Below are 19,553 nucleotides of genomic sequence, written 5' to 3'. Positions count from 1 at the left end.
ACCCTTAAATACTCATCAGGCGCTCAGTTTCACCGGCTCTTCTTTAAAGCCTTCCGCCGGTCGCAGATCGAGTTTCTGTTCCAGCAGCATCGCTTTCAAGCGCTCATGGAAATTACGCAGCGTGCTTTCCACTTTGGCATTGTTCTCTTTGCCTTTGATGGTTGCCGCGCCCCAATCACCCGCTTTATCAAACAGGCCAAAATGATATTCGTAAGTGAAGTGATCTTCATAGGCTTCCAGCGTCATCCACCAGCCCCAAAACTCACGCAGCTCTGGTGCAGGCTTGACGTTGACACACGCAGCCAGGCAATCGAAGAAAAAGCGTGTCTCTTCACATTTGCCTTCACGGATATACGGCCCCAATTCGGTGAAGCGCTTAAGCAGGCGACTACGGGGGTGACCACTCGGTAATGTCATCTATTTTCCCTTAACCCTTTAAATTGCACTTCCAGCTTTCCATTAAACCTAAAAATGGAAAATCCCGGATATAAGTAGTAGCAGAGTTCAGGGATTTCGCCAGCTAGCTTTTCAACTGTTTTTCCAGCCAGTCACAAATTTGATTCAGCGCTTTGTCAAAACTGGCAAAAACCGGCTTGGCCGGAATCGCCAGCGTCTTGCCCTGCGAGGATGAGTTAGCGATCAACTGCGCGTCCGCTTCCGGACCGAAAATATCATCCGGCCAATAAGCCGCCAGCATCGGCGTGGGCGTGCGGCGGCCGAGTAAGCCTTGCACTTTTAGGGAGTAGCGATTGAGCTCAATGCGCAGATTGCTGTCGGAAGTAGAAGACATCCCCAGGCGGCTCGCCAGCATATCCATATACATATCCGGCAATTGCTGCTGTTGTTGCGCATCGACAAACACGCTGTGCACCATCGCACCCAGCGTCGCCACCGCGCGGACTCGCGGCACTTCCAGATAGGCCAGACGCGTCGCCACATTGGCACCGAAACGGTAGCCCAGCAGCGCCACGCGAGTGTGATCGATCCACGGCACATTGCTCAGTTCACGCAGCACCTGCTGATGCACCTGGCTGGTATCCTGATTGAGCATCCATTTGCTACTGAATCCTACCGACGGCATATCCAGCGTCAGCATGGCGATGCCGCGCGGCGCGAGATAGTCGTGGAACAGGCGATAGTGATCGCTCTGCAGCGAATCAAGGCCGCCGCACAGCAGCACCGTGGGATATGGCGCTTCGGCCTGCGCAGGCATGTGCAGGAAGCCCGTTACCGGACTGCCGCCGCTCATTGGGAAGGTCAGGGATTTCAGTTCGCCCGGCAGACGCTGCGTGGCCTCTTCGTAGGCGCGATTGGCCAGCACCTGCGCCTGATCCGCCAGCTCATCGCCTTTAATGTAAGGATAAGCCGCGAGGCTGAATAGATTGGCAGCGTGCAGCCAATGCTGGCCTGCGTCGTCATGGTTCTCGCTTTCTAACGCGCGCTGCTGCCAGATGGCCGCCTGCTTCGACCACTCATAATTCCAGTTGCCACCGCGATAACCAATCACGGTATCGAGCAAGGCTTCATTGGTGCGTTCGAACTCGCTCACTGCAATACGCGCCAGCACTTCGCTGATCTCCTGCGGCGACAACCCGCGCCACGTCCACAACAGCTTGTTCAGCATGCGATACCAGCCGCGCTGCGTATCGCCTTCGAGGGCGTTATGCACCTGCACGGCGGCGTGATGCTGGCGGTGCACTAATGAGGAGGTTTCCGGGTGTTTAAAACGCGGTTTGAACAGTTCTTCGCTCAGGTTTTTATCAGACATCTCAGCTATTCTCCTGCCAACAACGTGGCGATGGCTAAGAGTGTACTGCACCCGTGATACGCGCGCGAGGCGCAGAAAGCACAACGCCCGGCATAACCGGGCGTTGTTTGCGATGCATCAATCAGGCGCCTTTGACGATTGGCGGGATGTAGACCACGCCCATGTCCCAAGGCTGCTCGATCCAGGTGTTCTGCGGGATATCGACAATATAGTCGTCCACCAGCGCACGACCAGCTGGCTTGGCGAAGATGGTGCAGAAACGCGCTTTTGGATACATATCGCGAATCGCTTGCGCGGTGCCGCCGGTATCCACCAGGTCGTCAATCACGATGAAGCCTTCACCGTCGCCTTCGGCACGCTTCAGCACTTTCATTTCGCGCTGATGATCGTGATCGTAGCTGGAGATGCACACGGTATCGACGTAGCGAATACCGAGTTCACGCGCCAGCAGCGATGCCGGAACCAGACCACCACGGCTTACCGCGATGATACCTTTCCACTGTTCCACAGGAAGCAGGCGCTGGGCAAGTTTACGGGCATGGATTTGCAACATGTCCCAGGTTACGACGTATTTTTCGCTCATATAAAGGAATCCCGGCCAAGAAACTTGGCTTAAAAAATATGCAAGGGGGAAAAGGTTGCGCGAGATTATAAGGATCTGACGCCTTAAAAACCAGCATCTGTCTTACTGGTTGCAGGTTTTTAGCGCGCCTGATTACGCACCCGGCGAGAAACAGTGATATTCTCAGGCCCATCACGTCAGATGTTCTGACGACGATTTTTACTGGAAACCCGCGTGCGTGCGGTCTGTCCGCCACGCTGACACAGGAGATGCATGGTGTCTGAATTGTCGCAACTTTCACCCCAACCGCTGTGGAATATTTTTGCCAAAATCTGTTCCATTCCGCACCCTTCTTACCACGAAGAAGCACTGGCCGAATACATTGTCGGCTGGGCAAAAGAGCAAGGTTTTTGGGTTGAGCGCGATCAGGTTGGCAACATCCTGATTCGTAAACCCGCTACCGCCGGTATGGAAAAACGCACGCCGGTGGCGCTGCAGGCGCACCTCGATATGGTGCCGCAGAAGAACAATGACACGGTGCACGACTTCACCAAAGATCCGATTCAGCCGTATGTTGATGGCGAATGGGTGAAAGCACGCGGCACCACGCTGGGCGCGGATAACGGCATTGGTATGGCGTCTGCGCTGGCGGTGCTGGCTGACAACAGCCTGATCCACGGTCCGATTGAAGTGCTGCTGACCATGACCGAAGAATCGGGGATGGACGGCGCCTTTGGTTTACAGCCGAACTGGCTGCAGGCCGACATTCTGATCAACACCGACTCGGAAGAGGAAGGTGAGATCTACATGGGTTGCGCCGGTGGTATCGACTTCATCACCACCTTACCACTGACGCGTGAAGCGATTCCTGCGGGCTATGAAACCCTGAAGCTGACGCTGAAAGGCCTGAAAGGCGGTCACTCCGGTGCCGACATTCATCATGGTCTCGGCAACGCCAACAAACTGCTGGCACGCTTCCTCGCGCTACACGCGCGTGAACTCGATGTGCGTTTGATCGAATTTACCGGCGGTACGCTGCGTAACGCTATCCCGCGTGAAGCTTTCGCTACGCTGGCGATCGACAGCCATAAAGTTGACGAACTGAAATCGGCTGCGGCCCATTTCCAGGCAACGCTGCTGAACGAACTGGGCGTGAAAGAGAAGAACATCGCCGTTGTCGCTGAGTCGCTGGCGCATCAAGGCCAGGCGCTGAACGCTGACAGCCGCGATCGTTTCCTCAACCTGCTCAACGCCACACCAAACGGTGTGATCCGTAACTCCGACGTGGCGAAAGGCGTGGTGGAAACCTCGCTCAACGTTGGCGTGGTGACTATGGACCAGAGCAATGCCGAAATCATCTGCCTGATTCGTTCACTGATCGATACCGGCAAAGATTGGGTGGTTGAAGTTCTGACCTCGCTGGCCGAACTGGCCGGGGCGAAAAGCGCACCAAAAGGCGGCTATCCGGGCTGGCAGCCTGATGCCGATTCACCGGTGATGGCGCTGACGCGTAAAACCTACGAAGCGCTGTTTGGCAAAACGCCGAACATTCAGGTGATTCACGCCGGTCTGGAGTGTGGTCTGTTCAAAAAACCGTATCCGAACATGGATATGGTTTCGATTGGCCCAACCATCACCGGCCCGCATTCGCCGGATGAGCAGGTTCACATTGAAAGCGTGGGTCTGTACTGGAAACTGCTGACTGCGCTGCTCAGCGTGGTGCCAGAAAAAGCGTAAGTTTTGAATTTCGCGACAAACCCGGCTTCGGTCGGGTTTTTTATGCCTACAACCCCAGCACCAACTGCCGCTCCAGCTGAGGATCCACCATCGTGACATGCAATCCCACCAGCCGTACGCCGCGCCCTGCTCTGCGTTCGTCCCACGCCTGACGTGCAATCGTGATCATGTCTTCTTTATTCAGCACCGACCAGACATGCTCCTGCGTGGTTTGCTGGAAATCATTGAACTTGAGTTTCACACCTTGCCGGGCGATCTGTTTATCCGGCTTGATGGCGGTTAAGCGGCGATCCAACTCAGCATAGAGAAAATCAATAATCTCCAGACACTGCTCCCAGCTGTGAATGTCTTCCATTAGCGTGCGTTCAACGCCAAGCGATTTGCGTTCGCGCTCAACCACCACATTGCGCTCATCAACGCCGTTGCTGCGCTCCCACAAGATGCGGCCAAACTTGCCAAAGCGTTTGAGCAGCAAAGCCAGATCGGCACGCTGCACATCAGCGCAGGTACGCAATCCCATCTCTTCCAGCTTTTTGGTCGCCACTTTACCGACGCCAGGAATTTTGCTCAGCGGCAGCGTGAGTAAAAAATCGGACATCGCGTCAGGCGTTATCACATATTGCCCGTTGGGTTTGTTGAGATCGGAGGCGATCTTGGCGAGGAACTTGATCGGCGCGATCCCGGCTGAAGCGGTTAACCCGGTTTCACGCAGAATATCAGCGCGAATCGCCTGCGCCATTAAGGTCGCCGAACCGTGGCAATGCAGGCTATCGGTAACATCCAGATAGGCTTCATCCAGTGAGAGCGGTTCAATCAGCGAGGTGTAACGCGAGAAGATGTCGCGGATTTGGCGGGAGGCTTCTTTATAGGCATCGAAGCGGCCAGGCAGCAGCCGCAGATGCGGGCAAAGTTTGAGCGCCATGCCGGTCGGCATTGCGCTGCGCACGCCATATTTGCGGGCTGGATAGTTAGCAGTACTGATCACACCACGCTGCACGCGACTGCCGCCAATGGCGATCGGAATATCACGTAAAGAGGGATCGTCGCGCATCTCAACCGCTGCGTAAAAGCAGTCCATATCGACATGAATAATTTTGCGCATACGCCCTCCTGAGCACTGGATAAGTATACAGCAGCGAAAAATATCGGCAATAATTGTTGAGAGAGAGATTAAAGTTTACAAATTAGTGGTCGTATTCCTTTTAGGAACGCGCCATTTTCTCGGACACTGGCTTGATTAAAAGCCAGACAATGTTAATGTTGCGCTGCGATAGCGGATATTTCCGATAATGCAATACCCGGACGCTCAGCGTCATCGTCTCTCTTCAATTCAAGGTATCTACAGAATGGGCAGAATCGCATTAACGCTTGCGATGATTCTTATGCCAGTCCTTAGCTGGGCAATTAACCCCGAGCCTACGCAACCGCTGGCTCCGGTGAGCAAAGAGTTAAAGAAACAACTAATTGGCACCCCCGTTTTTATTCAGATTTTCAAGGAAGAGCGTACGCTGGAACTGTACGGCAAAATCGGTAATGAATATCGTCTGCTGGACAGCTATCGCATCTGTAATTTCTCTGGCGGTTTAGGACCTAAACGTCGTCAGGGCGATTTCAAAAGTCCGGAAGGCTTTTATAACGTCAAGCTGAATCAGTTGAAACCGGATAGCCGTTTCTATCGCGCTATTAACACCGGTTTCCCGAATCAATACGATCGCGCTAAAGGTTATGACGGTAACTATTTAATGATTCACGGTGATTGCGTATCGATTGGTTGCTACGCGATGACCAATGCGTCAATGGATGAGATCTTCACCTACACCAACGCCGCATTGCGCAATGGTCAGCAAGAAATTCAGGTCAACATCTATCCGTTCCGTATGACCGACAGCAATATGCAGCGTCATAAATACTCGACCTACATTAACTTCTGGCGTGAACTGCAGCCGGGCTATGCGTACTTTGCCAAGTACCGTGTGCCGCCAACGGTGAATGTGACGGCCACCGGCCAATATGCGGTGAACAGCACGCCGGTGATCGCTACACCGGATGCTGCCTCGAAATCATTCCTGGCGCTCACCCAGGCAAAATAATGCCCACTCGCCTGGCACTATCCGGTGCCAGGTTTCATTGCCTGTCAGCGGTTGCGTGGCAATCACCGTCACCACATCCTGCGGCGTCGTCTGCTGCTGAAAATCAATCTCCACATCCTGATCGAGCAGCGTGGCTTTGCCAAACGGCGCACGGCGCGTAATCCAGTAGAGATTGGTCGAACAAAACGCCATCAGGTAGCGCCCATCCGATAACAGCATGTTAAACACGCCCTTCTCACGCATTTCTGCTGCCAGCTCGGCAATGTAGCGGAACACCGCTGGCCAGTTGCCCGGCGTGCGTGGATAGCGCTCGGTCAGTTTGTGCAGCATCCAGCAGAACGCTTTCTCGCTGTCGGTTTCACCAATTGGGCGGAATGGCCCGGTATCCAACTGACGATAACCTTTAAGCTGGCCATTGTGTGCGTAGGTCCAGTTGCGGCCCCACAGCTCACGCGTGAACGGATGAGTATTCTCAAGCGACACTTCCCCGCGATTCGCCTGGCGGATATGCGCCACCACGGAATGCGATTTGATCGGGTATTCCTGCACCAAACGGGCAATCGGCGAGTTAAAGCTCGGCTGCGGATCTTTGAAGGTGCGGCACCCTTTTCCTTCGTAGAACGTGATGCCCCAACCATCTTTGTGCGGCCCGGTTCCACCGCCACGCTGCACCAGACCGGTAAAACTGAAACAGATGTCCGTGGGGACATTGGCGCTCATCCCGAGCAATTCGCACATAGCAACCGCCTTAAGTTAGATCCTCTCGCACACGGCGAGAGGAACGCATCATTACTTAACCATCTCTTTTTCAATCAACAGCATCAGGATGTGGATCACTTTGATATGAATCTCCTGAATGCGGTCGGCATAGCCAAAGTGCGGCACGCGAATTTCAATATCCGCTGAACCTGCCATCTTGCCGCCATCTTTACCGGTCAGAGTAATCACTTTCATGCCTTTCGCGCGCGCAGCTTCCACCGCTTTGATGATGTTGGCGGAGTTACCGGAGGTTGAGAGGCCCAACAGCACATCACCTTCGCGACCAACCGCTTCGATATAGCGCGAGAACACATAGTCGTAGCCAAAATCGTTGCTGACGCAAGAGAGATGGCTGACATCAGAAATGGCAATCGCCGGGTAGCCAGGACGGTTTTCACGATAGCGCCCAGTCAGCTCTTCAGCAAAATGCATGGCATCGCAGTGCGAGCCGCCGTTACCGCAGGAGAGCACCTTGCCGCCCGCTTTGAAGCTGTCGGCCAGCAGCACTGCGGCGCGCTGAATCGCGTGAATGTTGGCTTCGTCACTCAGGAAGTTGTTAAGCGTATCGGCTGCTTCATTGAGTTCTGAGCGAATAATGTCCTGATACATAGGGATGTCCTTTAGAGGAAAGATTGACCCGGCAAGTTTAACGGAATGGGGCTACGCCGCAAAGCGCCTGCATTCAGTAAAAGCGCGGCGCTTTGAGGAAGTTTGGCAGTTGTTGCGCATCGTGCAACGAATTTGTGAGATGTGTTGTAATTGCGATGTAAACAGATTGATAAATTTTGCCCCATATTCTAAACCTACACCCATAACAGGTCAGACCTCTTACTACTTATGGAGTGGTTCATTATGTTGGTTGCCTCAATCGTTGCGACGCTAATCCTGCTTAGCGTGTTGTTCTACCACCAAATTTCTCTTCAGCTGAGCAGCGTGATTCTGCTGCTGTGGACTGGCGCGCTGGCGGCCGCTGACGTGTGGACACCGTGGATGCTGCTGCCGCTAGCGATCATTCTGCTGCCGTTCAACCTGCCAGTGATGCGCCGCAGCATGTTCTCCAAACCGGCGCTGCACAGCTTCCAGAAAGTGATGCCGCCTATGTCACGCACCGAAAAAGAGGCGATCGACGCCGGCACCACATGGTGGGAAGGCGATCTGTTTCGCGGCAAACCGGACTGGCAGAAGCTGCATAACTACCCGCAGCCGCGCCTGACCGAAGAGGAGCAAGCCTTTATTGATGGCCCGGTGGAAGAAGCGTGCCGCATGGCGAACGACTTCGAAATCACCCATGAAATGGCCGATTTGCCACCGGAGTTGTGGGCGTATCTGAAACAGCATCGCTTCTTCGCCATGATCATCAAGAAAGAGTATGGCGGCCTCGAGTTCTCCGCTTATGCGCAGGCGCGTGTGCTGCAGAAACTGGCGGGCGTCTCTGGCATTCTGGCGATCACCGTCGGCGTACCCAACTCACTCGGCCCAGGCGAATTGCTGCAACATTACGGTACCGATGAGCAGAAAGATCATTACCTGCCACGTCTGGCGCGCGGTGATGAGATCCCTTGTTTTGCCTTGACCAGCCCGGAAGCGGGATCGGATGCCGGCGCGATTCCCGATACCGGCGTGGTATGTATGGGTGAATGGCAAGGTCAGCAAGTGCTGGGCATGCGCCTCACCTGGAACAAGCGCTATATAACGCTGGCACCGATCGCCACCGTGTTGGGTCTGGCGTTCAAACTCTCCGATCCGGATCATCTGCTGGGCGATACCGAAGAGCTCGGCATCACTTGCGCACTGATCCCAACGCACACGCCTGGCGTAGAGATTGGCCAGCGCCACTTCCCGCTTAATGTGCCGTTCCAGAACGGTCCGACGCGCGGTAAAGACATCTTCGTACCGATCGATTTCATCATTGGCGGCCCGTCAATGGCCGGTCAAGGCTGGCGCATGCTGGTGGAGTGTCTGTCAGTGGGTCGCGGTATTACGCTGCCTTCGAACTCAACCGGCAGCGTGAAAAGCATTGCGCTGGCGACCGGTGCGTATGCGCACATCCGCCGTCAGTTCAAAGTATCTATCGGTAAAATGGAAGGGATCGAAGAGCCTCTGGCGCGCATTGCCGGTAACGCTTACGTGATGGACGCTGCCGCGACGCTGATCACTAGCGGCATTATGCTCGGTGAAAAACCGGCGGTGCTGTCGGCGATTGTGAAGTATCACTGCACCCATCGCGGTCAGCGCGCCATTATCGACGCGATGGATATCGCTGGCGGTAAAGGCATTATGCTGGGCGAAAACAACTTCCTGGCGCGTGCTTATCAGGGCGCACCAATCGCCATCACCGTAGAAGGCGCTAACATCCTGACACGTAGCATGATTATCTTCGGCCAGGGCGCCATCCGTTGCCATCCTTGGGTGCTGGAAGAGATGAATGCCGCAGCGAAAAACGATTTGGTGACTTTTGATCGCGCGCTATTCAGCCATATTGGCCACGTTGGCAGCAATAAAGTGCGCAGCCTGTGGCTGGGCTTAACCGGCGGTCGCACCAGCGCCACGCCAACCCGCGACGCCACGCGCCGCTACTATCAGCATATCAACCGTTTGAGTGCCAACCTCGCGCTGCTGTCAGATGTGTCGATGGCGGTGCTGGGCGGCAGCCTGAAACGTCGTGAACGCATCTCGGCGCGTCTCGGCGATGTGTTGAGCCAGATGTATCTGGCGTCGGCTACGTTGAAACGCTATGAGGACGAAGGCCGCAACGAAGCTGATTTGCCGCTGGTACATTGGGGCGTACAGGATGCGCTGCATCAGGCCGAAGTGGCGATGGATGATTTACTGCGCAACTTCCCGAACCGCATGGTGGCCGGTGCGCTGCGATTGGTGATTTTCGCCGGTGGTCATCACTGCCCGGCACCATCCGATAAACTGGATCACAAACTGGCGAAACTGCTGCAATTGCCTTCCGCGACGCGTACCCGCTTGGGCCGTGGCCAGTATCTGGCACCAAGCGCACATAATCCGGCGGGTCAGCTGGAGCAGGCGCTGCAGGATGTGATGGCCGCCGAAGTGATTCACGATCGTCTATGCCAGCAGCAGAAAAAACACCTGTCGTTCACCCGATTGGATGCGCTGGCGCAGCGTGGTCTGAAAGAGGGCTGGATTGATGAGAGCGAAGCGCAGGTGCTGATCCGTGCTGAAGCCAGCCGCCTGAAAGCGATTAACGTCGATGATTTTGCGCCGGAAGCGCTGGCAGTGCCCGTTCAACCCAAAGCAGGTAAACCGTCCCGCGCAAGTGAAGCGGCGTAATATCCTCAGGCAGCGAAGAAATTCGCTGCCTCTTCACTTTTCCATTTCTTAAGCTCTGGTAGTAAAAATATTTTCATTGCATATCAGACATATCTGCACGGCGCTATTTTCCCGCCTCTTTAGGATACCGGCCATTACCTCATCAATAATGGTTCAGACAAATGGATTCCAGGAAAAACCGCCATAACCCTTACGGCACGGAGCAGGACGAACTGCCGCAGCCGCTTTCTGATACGCACACACAGACCGTCTTCGACGCGCACGTCAGCGCGTATGCAGCAACCACCGCCGCAACCCCCGAAGAGAGCTTTGACGCCGAGCGCTTGCAGAAGATCAGCACCGGTACGCAGCTCGAAACCCAGGCCGGCCTGATTATCCAGAACCACAACAGCCGCCTCGAAGTATCCGAGTACAACTGGTTCGGCTACAACTCCAAAACCCTGCTGGTCGGCGAAAAAAGCACCATCGCCTTCACTCTCGGCGCGCAGGGCATGTCCGAGTTCAGCTTCGACTACTTTGCCCTGCACAACCACACCACCGTGATGAACTTCTACGACGCCGCCGGCAACCTGATTGGCTCCGAGAAGCTGCTCTACACCGGCTCCGTCACCGCCAAACAGTTCGTCATCAAAACCCTGACCTTCACCGCCCCGTCCGGCACCCAGATTGCCCGCGCCGAGTTGGTCACCGGCGACGAGCCCTCCGTCGGCGACTACGGCTTCCACATCGACAACGTCAGGTGGAGTGCATCCAATCTGCTGCCGGTTAACATCACCTTCGACCAGATGCAGAAGGACTCCGGCGCCAGCGCCGCCGACTTCATCACTAACGACGGCTCCGCCGGTCGCCAGGTAAACGGCACCCTGAGCCGCGAACTCAGCGCGAACGAAACGCTGGAGTTCTGGGACGGCTCGAAATGGGTGACCGCCAGCGTCAGCGGTCTGACCTGGCAGGCTCAAGACGCTATCGCCCACGCCGCAGACTGGGAATACAAACTGCGCGTGGTCGATAACACCGGTAAAACCACTCAAGAACAGAGCCAGAAGGTGGTGCTCGACGTCACACCATCACCGGTGCAGGTTATCTTTGAGCGCATGGGCAAAGACGACGGCATCGCCGACGACTGGAAAACCACCGACGGCAGTGCCGGCCGCACCGTCAGCGGTAAGCTTGACCGCGCGCCCGACGCCGGCGACGTCGCCGAATACTCCACCGACGGCGGTAAAACCTGGCACAAACTCACCCTGAACGGGCTGGACTGGTCCTTCACCGACCCGGACGGTCATAAAGCCGACTGGCAGTATCAGGTGCGCATCACCGATGTCGCCGGCAACGTCGCCGTTCCTGCGGTGCAGGATGTGGTGCTGCTGCCACCTCCGGTACGCCTCAGCTTTGACCGCATGGATAAGGATACCGGGCCCAACGCAACCGACTTCATCACTAAAGACGGATCTGCCGGACGCATTGTGGAAGGTAACCTCAGCCGTCTGCTAGAACCGGGTGAAAAACTGGAGTTCTGGAATGGCACCCAGTGGGTGGAGGCCACCGCCAACGGCCTGCGCTGGCATGCACAAGATGACACCGCGCACGGCAGCAGCTGGACCTACAAAGTACGCGTGATTAACGCCTCCGGTAGTACGCTGGAAGATCGGCACCAGGATGTAGTGCTCACCCCTTCTCTCCCCATTCAGGCCACTTTTGAGCGAATGGAGAAAGATTCCGGTAGCAGTGGTACCGACTTCATCACCAGAGACGGTTCCGCCGGACGCCTCGTACAGGGGACGCTCAGCCGCACTCTGGAGCCGGATGAAACCCTGGAGTTCTGGAACGGCTCCGCCTGGCTGAAGGCCACAGCCAACGGTATGATCTGGCAAGCACAGGATACCAGTGCGCACGGCGATACCTGGCAGTATAAGCTGCGTATCACCGACGTCGCCGGTAGCACTCTTCACGAACAGACTCAGGAAGTGGTGCTCGACGTCACGCCTTCTGACGTTCAGGTTATTTTTGAACGCATGGGTAAAGACGACGGCATGGCGGACGACTGGCAAACCACCGACGGCTCCGCCGGGCGCACCGTCAGTGGTAAGCTTGACCGCACGCTCAGCCCTGGCGACGTCATCGAGTACTCCCTCGACGGAGGTGCCACCTGGCTGAAGCTCACCGTAAGCGGCCTGAGCTGGAGCTTCACCGACGGCAGCGCGCACAGCGAAGACTGGCAGTATCAGGTGCGCATCACCGACGTCGCCGGCAACGTCGCTGCACCGGTGGTGCAGGAAGTGGTGCTGCTCACCACCGCCATCAGCCTCACCTTTACCCGCATGGATAAGGACACCGGCGACAGCGATACCGACTTCATCACGAAGGACGGCTCCGCCGGACGCCTGGTCGAAGGTACAATGAGCCGCGCTCTCCTGCCGGGCGAAACCCTGAAGTTCTGGAACGGCGTGCAGTGGATTAACGCCACCGTGAACGGCACAACCTGGCAGGCTCAGGACGACCGCCTGCACCCGGTCAGCTGGCAGTACAAGCTGCGCGTTACCGACAGCACGGGCAGCACCCTGCAGGACCTCGCCCAGAATGTGACACTCATCCAGCCGCTGCCCGTGCAGGCGACGTTTGAGCGCATGGATAAAGACACCGGCAGCAGCACAAGCGACTTCATCACCAAAGACGGCACCGCCGGACGCCAGGTCGAGGGCACCCTCAGCCGCGCGCTGGAGCCGGGCGAGAAGCTTGAGTTCTGGAACGGCACGGCCTGGGTCAGCGCCACCGTGAGCGGCATGACGTGGCAGGCGCAGGACACGACGTCGCACGCGGCCACTTGGCAGTATAAAGTCCGCATCACCGACGACGTCGGCAAGGCCCTGCACGAGAAGGCACAGAGCGTGGTGCTCGACGTCACGCCGTCTGCCGTGAACATCACCTTCGAGCGCATGGAGAAGGACGACGGCACCCCTGGCGACTGGAAAACCTCCGACGGCAGCGCCGGGCGCACCGTGTCCGGCAGGCTTGACCGCGCGCTGAACGCCGGTGACGTCGTTGAGTTCTCGCTCGACGGCGGCCTCACCTGGCGGCTCGTCACACTGAACGGACTGGCGTGGTCCTTCACCGACCCGGATGCCCATGACAAAGGCTGGCAGTATCAGGTGCGCATCACCGACGTCGCCGGCAACGTCGCCGCGCCGGTGACTCAGAACGTGGCGCTGCTCGCCACCGACATATCCCTCACCTTCACCCGCATGGATAAGGATACCGGCGGCAGCGCCACCGACTTCATCACGGAGGACGGTTCCGCCGGACGTAAGGTTGAAGGCACGCTAAGCCGCCTCCTTTTCCCAAGCGAAAAACTTGAATTCTGGAACGGTAAAGCCTGGGTTCTCGCCGCTGTGGACGGACTGGTCTGGCAGGCACAGGATAACACCGAGCACAACGCCGACTGGGAATACAAGTTACGCGTTACTGACCTCAGCAATAATGAAATTATCGAGCAAAAGCAGCAAGTTGTGCTTGAAGGACCGCCACCAGAGGAGGCTCTGCTGTCCAGTATGGGCAAAGACAGCGGGTTGGACTCACATAACCTGTTCACCAACGATGGGCGCTCAGGGCGCATCTACTGGGGAACTTTCGACGAAACAGACATCGGCGCACGGGTTGAAGTTACCACCGACGGTGGACTCACCTGGCACGAGGCGCTGATTGACGGCAACAAATGGCTATGGCAGGACAGCGCGGCGCACACTGCAGACTGGACGCTGCAGACGCGCGTCACAAATAAGTCCGGAAAGAGCACCGAAGGCGCCATGCATCAAGTGCAACTGGATACCACGCAGCCTAATGCACCGGAGATGATTAATCGGGAAGGCAATTACCTGACTGTCAGCCTGAAAGACAGTAACGTGGTGGCAGGCGATAAGATAATCGTGCATATCAATAATAAGAATGCATTCTATACCTTAACCAATGCCGATATTTTGGCGGGTCAGGCCGTCATCACGCTGCCTGCTAACATCCCGCTGTCGGCAGAATATCGCGCCGCCTTTATGGATATACACGGCAACATATCGGACTATTACTCTCGTAAGGAATATATTGTTGATTTTGAAGATGCTCCGTTATTCCAGGGCGTAACCGCCGGAAAGACTTATGACATTGGCCTGGTTAGTCTTACATGGTCAGGTAATAGTAATTTTAATGGTATTGTTAATTGGGATTCACATGAGCTGCTTAATGATGGGCGTTCTGCGATGAAGATGGAACTCAATAACGGTTTTAAAAGCAATAAGGTTTCTTTCTTTATTGGGGGATTAAACCGAACCAGTATGGATCTGGAATTTTATGACGGCGCGACAAAAATCCACACTCACAGAATTACTAACACTAAGAGTGGTTCCCAAACTGTGACAATTACCTTGCCTGCTGGAAAAAAATTCACCAGCATAATTTTTCCTGGAGGCTCCTCCGATGAATATGAGGTGGACAATTTTAATTTCCACTCTTCGACAAATAAGATACTGCCAACCGAGACCGTTCAGAACATAGTAAAAGACGATCTCATTTCCGTGGGCGATAATTTGGACAACATTTTTGTGGTGCATAACGTCAGCGACCTGAGCAAAATCGAGATGCTCAACGGCAACGGTGGCATTGATACGCTGAAACTCTCAGGTGCGAATCAGACGCTGGATCTCACTAGTTTCCTCAGCAAAATCCAGTCGATGGAGGTGATTGATATTACCGGCAGCGGCAATAACACCCTCAATCTGTCGCTGGGCGATATTCTGCAGCAGGGCAGCAAAGATCTGTTAAATATGTCCGGCAACGTGCAGATGGTGGTGAAAGGCAACGCCGGGGATAAGGTTAACCTCTCCGATCTGCTACCGGATAATGGCGACGTTGGCGACTGGAGCAGCAGCGGCAATGTTACGGTCGGCGGGGTAGTCTACACCGTCTGGCAGCACAGTGCGCTTGACGCTGAACTGCTGGTGCAGAGCGGCGTCACCACCAACGTAATTAATCATTAATCATGCCACGCGCGGTGGGAAACCTCCCGCTGCGCGTTCTAATTTTCCTTCCCCGCCATTTCTTAAGTCCCCGCCGCAAAAATATTTTTGCCTGATACCAGACATGTCTGGACCGCGCTATTTCCTGTCCTCTTTAGGATAGCGACCATTACCTCTACTTAATGGTCAGGAAAAATGGATTTTAAAAAAAACCGCTATAACCCTTACGGCACGGAGCAGGACGAACTGCCCGTGGCGCAGACCTCCGTCTCCACTGCCGTTATGGCAGCAGCGCCCGCAGCCGTTCCGGAAGAGCGCTTCGACGCCGAACGCAGTCAGAAGATCGGCAGCGGCTCCCTGCTCGAGACCCAGGCCGGCCTGATTATCCAGAACCACAACAGCCGCCTCGAAATCGCCGAGTTCAACTGGTTTGGCTACAACTCTAAGACGCTGCAGGTCGGTGAAAAGAGCACCATCAACTTCACCCTCGGCGCCCAGGGCATGTCCGAATTCAGCTTCGACTACTTTGCCCTGCACAACCACACCACCGTGATGAACTTTTACGACGTTAACGGCACCCTGATTGGCTCCGAAAAGCTGCTCTACACCGGCTCCGTCACCGCCAAACAGTTCGTCATTAAAACCCTGAGCTTCACCGCCCCGTCCGGCACTCAGATTGCCCGCGCCGAGCTGGTTACCGGCGACGAGCCCGCCGTCGGCGACTACGGCTTCCACGTCGACAACGTCAGGTGGGCCGCCGCCGGCCCGCTGCCGGTGAACTTCACCTTTGACCGGATGCAGAAGGACACCGGCACCAGCGCCACCGACTTCATTACCAAAGACGGCTCCGCCGGGCGCCAGGTGGAAGGCACCCTGAGCCGCGCCCTCAGCGCGAACGAAACGCTGGAGTTCTGGGACGGCAGCAGGTGGGTGGCCGCCAGCGTGAACGGCATGCGCTGGCAGGCGCAGGACGGCACCGCGCACGCCGCCGACTGGGAGTACAGGCTGCGCGTGGTGGACGCCGCCGGCAACGCCACGCCGGAGCAGAGCCATCAGGTGGTGCTCGACGTCACGCCGCCGCCGGTGCAGGTTATCTTCGAGCGCATGAGCAAGGACGACGGCGTCGCGGACGACTGGCGCACCGCCGACGGCTCCGCCGGCCGCCTCGTCAGCGGCTCGCTTGACCGCACGCCCGACGCCGGTGACGTCGCCGAATACTCGTACGACGGCGGCAAAACCTGGCATACGCTCACCCTGAACGGGCTGGACTGGTCCTTCACCGACCCCGACGGCCACAACGCCGACTGGCAGTATCTGATACGCTTCACCGATATCGCCGGCAACGTCGCCGCTCCGGCGGTGCAGGATGTGGTCCTGCTGCCAGGCGATATCACCTTCACCTTCGACTTGATGGAGAAGGACACCGGCAGCAGCGACACGGATTTCATCACCAAAGACGGTTCCGCCGGGCGCCAGGTGGAAGGTACGATGAGCCGCACCCTCGCCGCCTCCGAAACCCTGCAGTTCTGGGACGGTTCAAAATGGGTAAATGCCATCGTCAGCGGCCTGACCTGGCAGGCGCCGGACAACACCGCGCATGCCGCCGACTGGGAATATAGGCTGCGCGTAGTGGATGCCGCCGGCAACACCACGCCGGAGCAGAGCCAGCAGGTGGTGCTCGACGTTACGCCGTCCGACGTGCAGATTATCTTTGAACGCATGAGTAAAGACGACGGCATTGCGGACGACTGGCAAACCACCGATGGCTCTTCTGGCCGCCTCGTTAGCGGAAAGCTTGACCGCGCGCTCAACCCCGGCGACCTCATTGAGTACTCGCTGGATGGCGGCACAACCTGGCATAAGCTCACCCTGAACGGCCTCAACTGGTCCTTCACCGACGGCGGTGCACATGCCGTAGACTGGCAATATCAGGTGCGCATCACTGATATCGCCGGCAACGTCGCGGCTCCGGTCACTCAGGATGTGTTACTGCTACCCGGCGCTATCAGCCTCACCTTTACCCGCATGGAAAAAGATACTGGAATCAGCGACAACGACTTCATCACCCGCGACGGCTCCGCCGGTCGTCAGGTGGAAGGCACGCTCAGCCGCCTGCTTAATCCGGGCGAAAAGCTGGAGTTCTGGGATGGTACTCAATGGGTAGTGGCCACCGTGAACGGTCTGACATGGCAGGCACAGGACAATATTGAGCACCACAGTCGCTGGGATTATTGGGTGCGCGTCGTTGACGCTGCGGGCACAACGGTTCATGACCAACTGCAGAATGTATTGCTTGATACCACCGCGTCCGATGTGCAGATCCATTTTGAGCGCATGGAGAAAGATGACGGTATCGCTAACGACTGGCGTACCAGCGATGGCAGCGCAGGCCGAACCGTTTACGGAACTCTTAGCAAAGCGCTCAGTGCTGGTGACCTTATTGAATACTCCCTCGATGGCGGCATGACCTGGAAGACACTGACCGTTAACGGTGTTAACTGGTCATTTGTTGACGATATTGAACATTCTGCCGATTGGGAATATCAAGTCCGTATCACGGACGTGGCGGGGAACATCTCATCGCCCCATAAGCAGCAGGCAATGCTTGAGTCCGTGCTGGCTGAAGTCACTATTGATGCCGTATCTAAGGACAGTGGTTTTGCGGCTCGTGACGCGGACTTCCTGACACGAGATGGCGCGGCTGGGCGACTGGTTCATGGTTCTATCAGTGAAGCGCTTAAACCTGGTGAAAAAGTGCAGGTGTCATTCGATGATGGTGTAACCTGGCATGACGCCCAACATGACGGCAAAAAATGGTTTGCGGTCGATAACGGCATTCACAACGCTGACTGGGTGATTAAAGCGCGAGTTGCCAATGCGAATAGTTTCGGTAAAGAACAGCAACAAACATTGCACTATCATAGGGTTAATGTTGATGCGCCTGAGATTACATGGGACGGAAAACAGCTTGCAGCAACACTGCCAGCCACGGCGGTAACGGGTGAAACTCTGCAATTTATGATTGATGGCAAATCAGTAGTGGTTAATTTATCTGCCGCAGATATTGCATCAGGAAAGGCCATTGTTGCTCTGGACTCATCTCAAGTGGGTAATCCAAAGGATATACGCGCTAGCTATATTGATATGGTAGGAAACAATTCAAACTGGAGAGTATTAAAGCCGGAATTAAAGAGTGAATATCTTGAAAGTTTCAATAAAAAAAGTGCCACTGCAATAAAAACAGGTGATGAATTTATTTTTGATGCATTTACCCTCAAAGCTCTTTCTGTTTCTAATGGCGAGTTTAAAAATCGGTTTGGTAACACGAACCAAGGTGGAATAGGTAAGCCACCGACCAGCATGGCACTTGAAATCGCTAATGGTGGCGGCGACACCTCATATAAAATCGATTTAAAGAATAATAAACCTGCAAACAGAATATCCTTCCTGGTGGGTGATCTAAATCTCCATGAAACTATCACGGCTACGTTTTACGATGCCGCAGGAAAGGTAGTGAGAACATTAACTCAGGCAGGTACGCAATCGGCTGACATCACAACCATTGCGTTTGAATTGCCCTATGGAGAAGTATTTTCATCACTCAAGTTTACGTTAAACTATTCACAATGGTCTTATGTATGGCTTGATGATGTTAAATTAAGTTATGTTGATTATATCCCTCAGAGCTATACGGAAGCACCTTTACATCTTCAAATAATCAATCAAAACACCCTTTATATGGGCAGCGACAGCGATGATGTATTCCAGCTCAGTGATGCCAGCTATTTTAACAGCAATGACTTTTTCCTGCGTGGTCAGGGCGGCATTGATACGCTGCAACTTACCGGTAAAAACATCAATCTGGATCTGACCGCATTAGCTGGAAAAATTCAGTCAACTGAGATCATTAATCTGACCGGAACCGGCAATAATACCCTATCCCTTTCTCTGGGTGATGTCCTGCAGCAGGGCAGCAAAGATCTGTTCAACTTGTCGGGCAACGTGCAGATGGTGGTGAAAGGCAACGCCGGGGATAAGGTTAACCTCTCCGATTTACTACCGGATAATGGCGACGTTGGCGACTGGAGCAGCAGCGGCAATGTTACTGTCGGCGGCGTGGTGTACGCCGTCTGGCAGCACAGCGCGATCGACGCTGAACTGCTGGTACAAAGTGGTGTAACGACAACCCTTATCAATCACTGATCATCCCTAAATGTAGCGAAGCTCTGTTTCGCTACATTATTATCATTTCTCATATCTTAAGCTTGCACCTTAAAAATATACCCACCGGCAATCAGACAGGTCTGTACGGCACATCTCCTCTCATTACTTAG

General features: G+C 55.4%; 11 protein-coding genes. 5 read left to right on the top strand and 6 right to left on the bottom strand.

Going from position 1 to position 19,553, the window contains the following annotated elements; translation table 11 throughout:
• Positions 1-15: 15 nt before the first annotated feature.
• From crl to gpt, 3 genes are all read right to left on the bottom strand, one after another.
• Complete coding sequence (gene crl, locus ACXIZX_RS03635) at positions 16-417, bottom strand: sigma factor-binding protein Crl (protein ID WP_008108946.1); 402 nt, start codon at positions 415-417, stop codon at positions 16-18.
• Between the two features lie 103 nt (positions 418-520).
• Positions 521-1,768 (bottom strand): esterase FrsA, encoded by a 1,248-nt coding sequence (gene frsA / locus ACXIZX_RS03630; RefSeq protein WP_154153760.1) that lies wholly within the window; start codon positions 1,766-1,768, stop codon positions 521-523.
• A 121-nt stretch (positions 1,769-1,889) separates the two neighbouring features.
• Positions 1,890-2,351 carry a xanthine phosphoribosyltransferase gene (gpt, locus tag ACXIZX_RS03625; RefSeq protein WP_008108942.1) on the bottom strand — a complete coding sequence of 154 codons (462 nt, stop codon included), beginning with the start codon at positions 2,349-2,351 and terminating at the stop codon, positions 1,890-1,892.
• 255 nt (positions 2,352-2,606) lie between these two features.
• Here gpt and pepD point away from each other — a divergent pair, with 255 nt between their 5' ends.
• Positions 2,607-4,067 (top strand): beta-Ala-His dipeptidase, encoded by a 1,461-nt coding sequence (gene pepD / locus ACXIZX_RS03620; RefSeq protein WP_479404843.1) that lies wholly within the window; start codon positions 2,607-2,609, stop codon positions 4,065-4,067.
• Positions 4,068-4,113: 46 nt separating this feature from the next.
• Here the strand turns inward: pepD and dinB are convergent, their stop codons facing one another.
• The gene (gene dinB, locus ACXIZX_RS03615) at positions 4,114-5,169 is read right to left on the bottom strand and encodes a DNA polymerase IV (protein WP_154153766.1); all 1,056 of its coding nucleotides are present in this window, start codon (positions 5,167-5,169) and stop codon (positions 4,114-4,116) included.
• Positions 5,170-5,413: 244 nt separating this feature from the next.
• Here dinB and dpaA point away from each other — a divergent pair, with 244 nt between their 5' ends.
• On the top strand, positions 5,414-6,157 hold the full coding sequence (dpaA, locus tag ACXIZX_RS03610; protein ID WP_479403608.1) for a peptidoglycan meso-diaminopimelic acid protein amidase: 744 nt from the start codon (positions 5,414-5,416) through the stop codon (positions 6,155-6,157).
• Here the strand turns inward: dpaA and ACXIZX_RS03605 are convergent.
• Together ACXIZX_RS03605 and lpcA are read right to left on the bottom strand one after the other, a co-directional pair.
• Positions 6,128-6,895, bottom strand: a complete 768-nt coding sequence (locus ACXIZX_RS03605; protein ID WP_008108933.1) for a class II glutamine amidotransferase — start codon at positions 6,893-6,895, stop codon at positions 6,128-6,130. The two genes, dpaA and ACXIZX_RS03605, sit on opposite strands and share 30 nt — an antisense overlap.
• 51 nt (positions 6,896-6,946) lie before the next feature.
• Positions 6,947-7,525 (bottom strand): D-sedoheptulose 7-phosphate isomerase, encoded by a 579-nt coding sequence (gene lpcA, locus ACXIZX_RS03600; RefSeq protein ID WP_061717531.1) that lies wholly within the window; start codon positions 7,523-7,525, stop codon positions 6,947-6,949.
• Positions 7,526-7,768: 243 nt separating this feature from the next.
• On the opposite strand from lpcA, the gene fadE reads away from it, so the two are divergent.
• The 3 genes from fadE (at position 7,769) to ACXIZX_RS03585 (ending at position 19,422) form a co-directional block, all read left to right on the top strand.
• The gene (fadE, locus tag ACXIZX_RS03595; RefSeq protein WP_154183154.1) at positions 7,769-10,216 is read left to right on the top strand and encodes an acyl-CoA dehydrogenase FadE; all 2,448 of its coding nucleotides are present in this window, start codon (positions 7,769-7,771) and stop codon (positions 10,214-10,216) included.
• A gap of 161 nt (positions 10,217-10,377) precedes the next feature.
• Positions 10,378-15,240 carry an Ig-like domain-containing protein gene (locus ACXIZX_RS03590; protein ID WP_479403607.1) on the top strand — a complete coding sequence of 1,621 codons (4,863 nt, stop codon included), beginning with the start codon at positions 10,378-10,380 and terminating at the stop codon, positions 15,238-15,240.
• A 174-nt stretch (positions 15,241-15,414) separates the two neighbouring features.
• Positions 15,415-19,422, top strand: coding sequence for a hypothetical protein (locus ACXIZX_RS03585; RefSeq protein ID WP_479403606.1), 4,008 nt, complete (start codon positions 15,415-15,417; stop codon positions 19,420-19,422).
• Positions 19,423-19,553 lie beyond the last annotated feature (131 nt).

This window comes from Candidatus Pantoea symbiotica, assembly GCF_056491525.1.
This window is presented reverse-complemented; position numbering and strand designations above follow the sequence as displayed.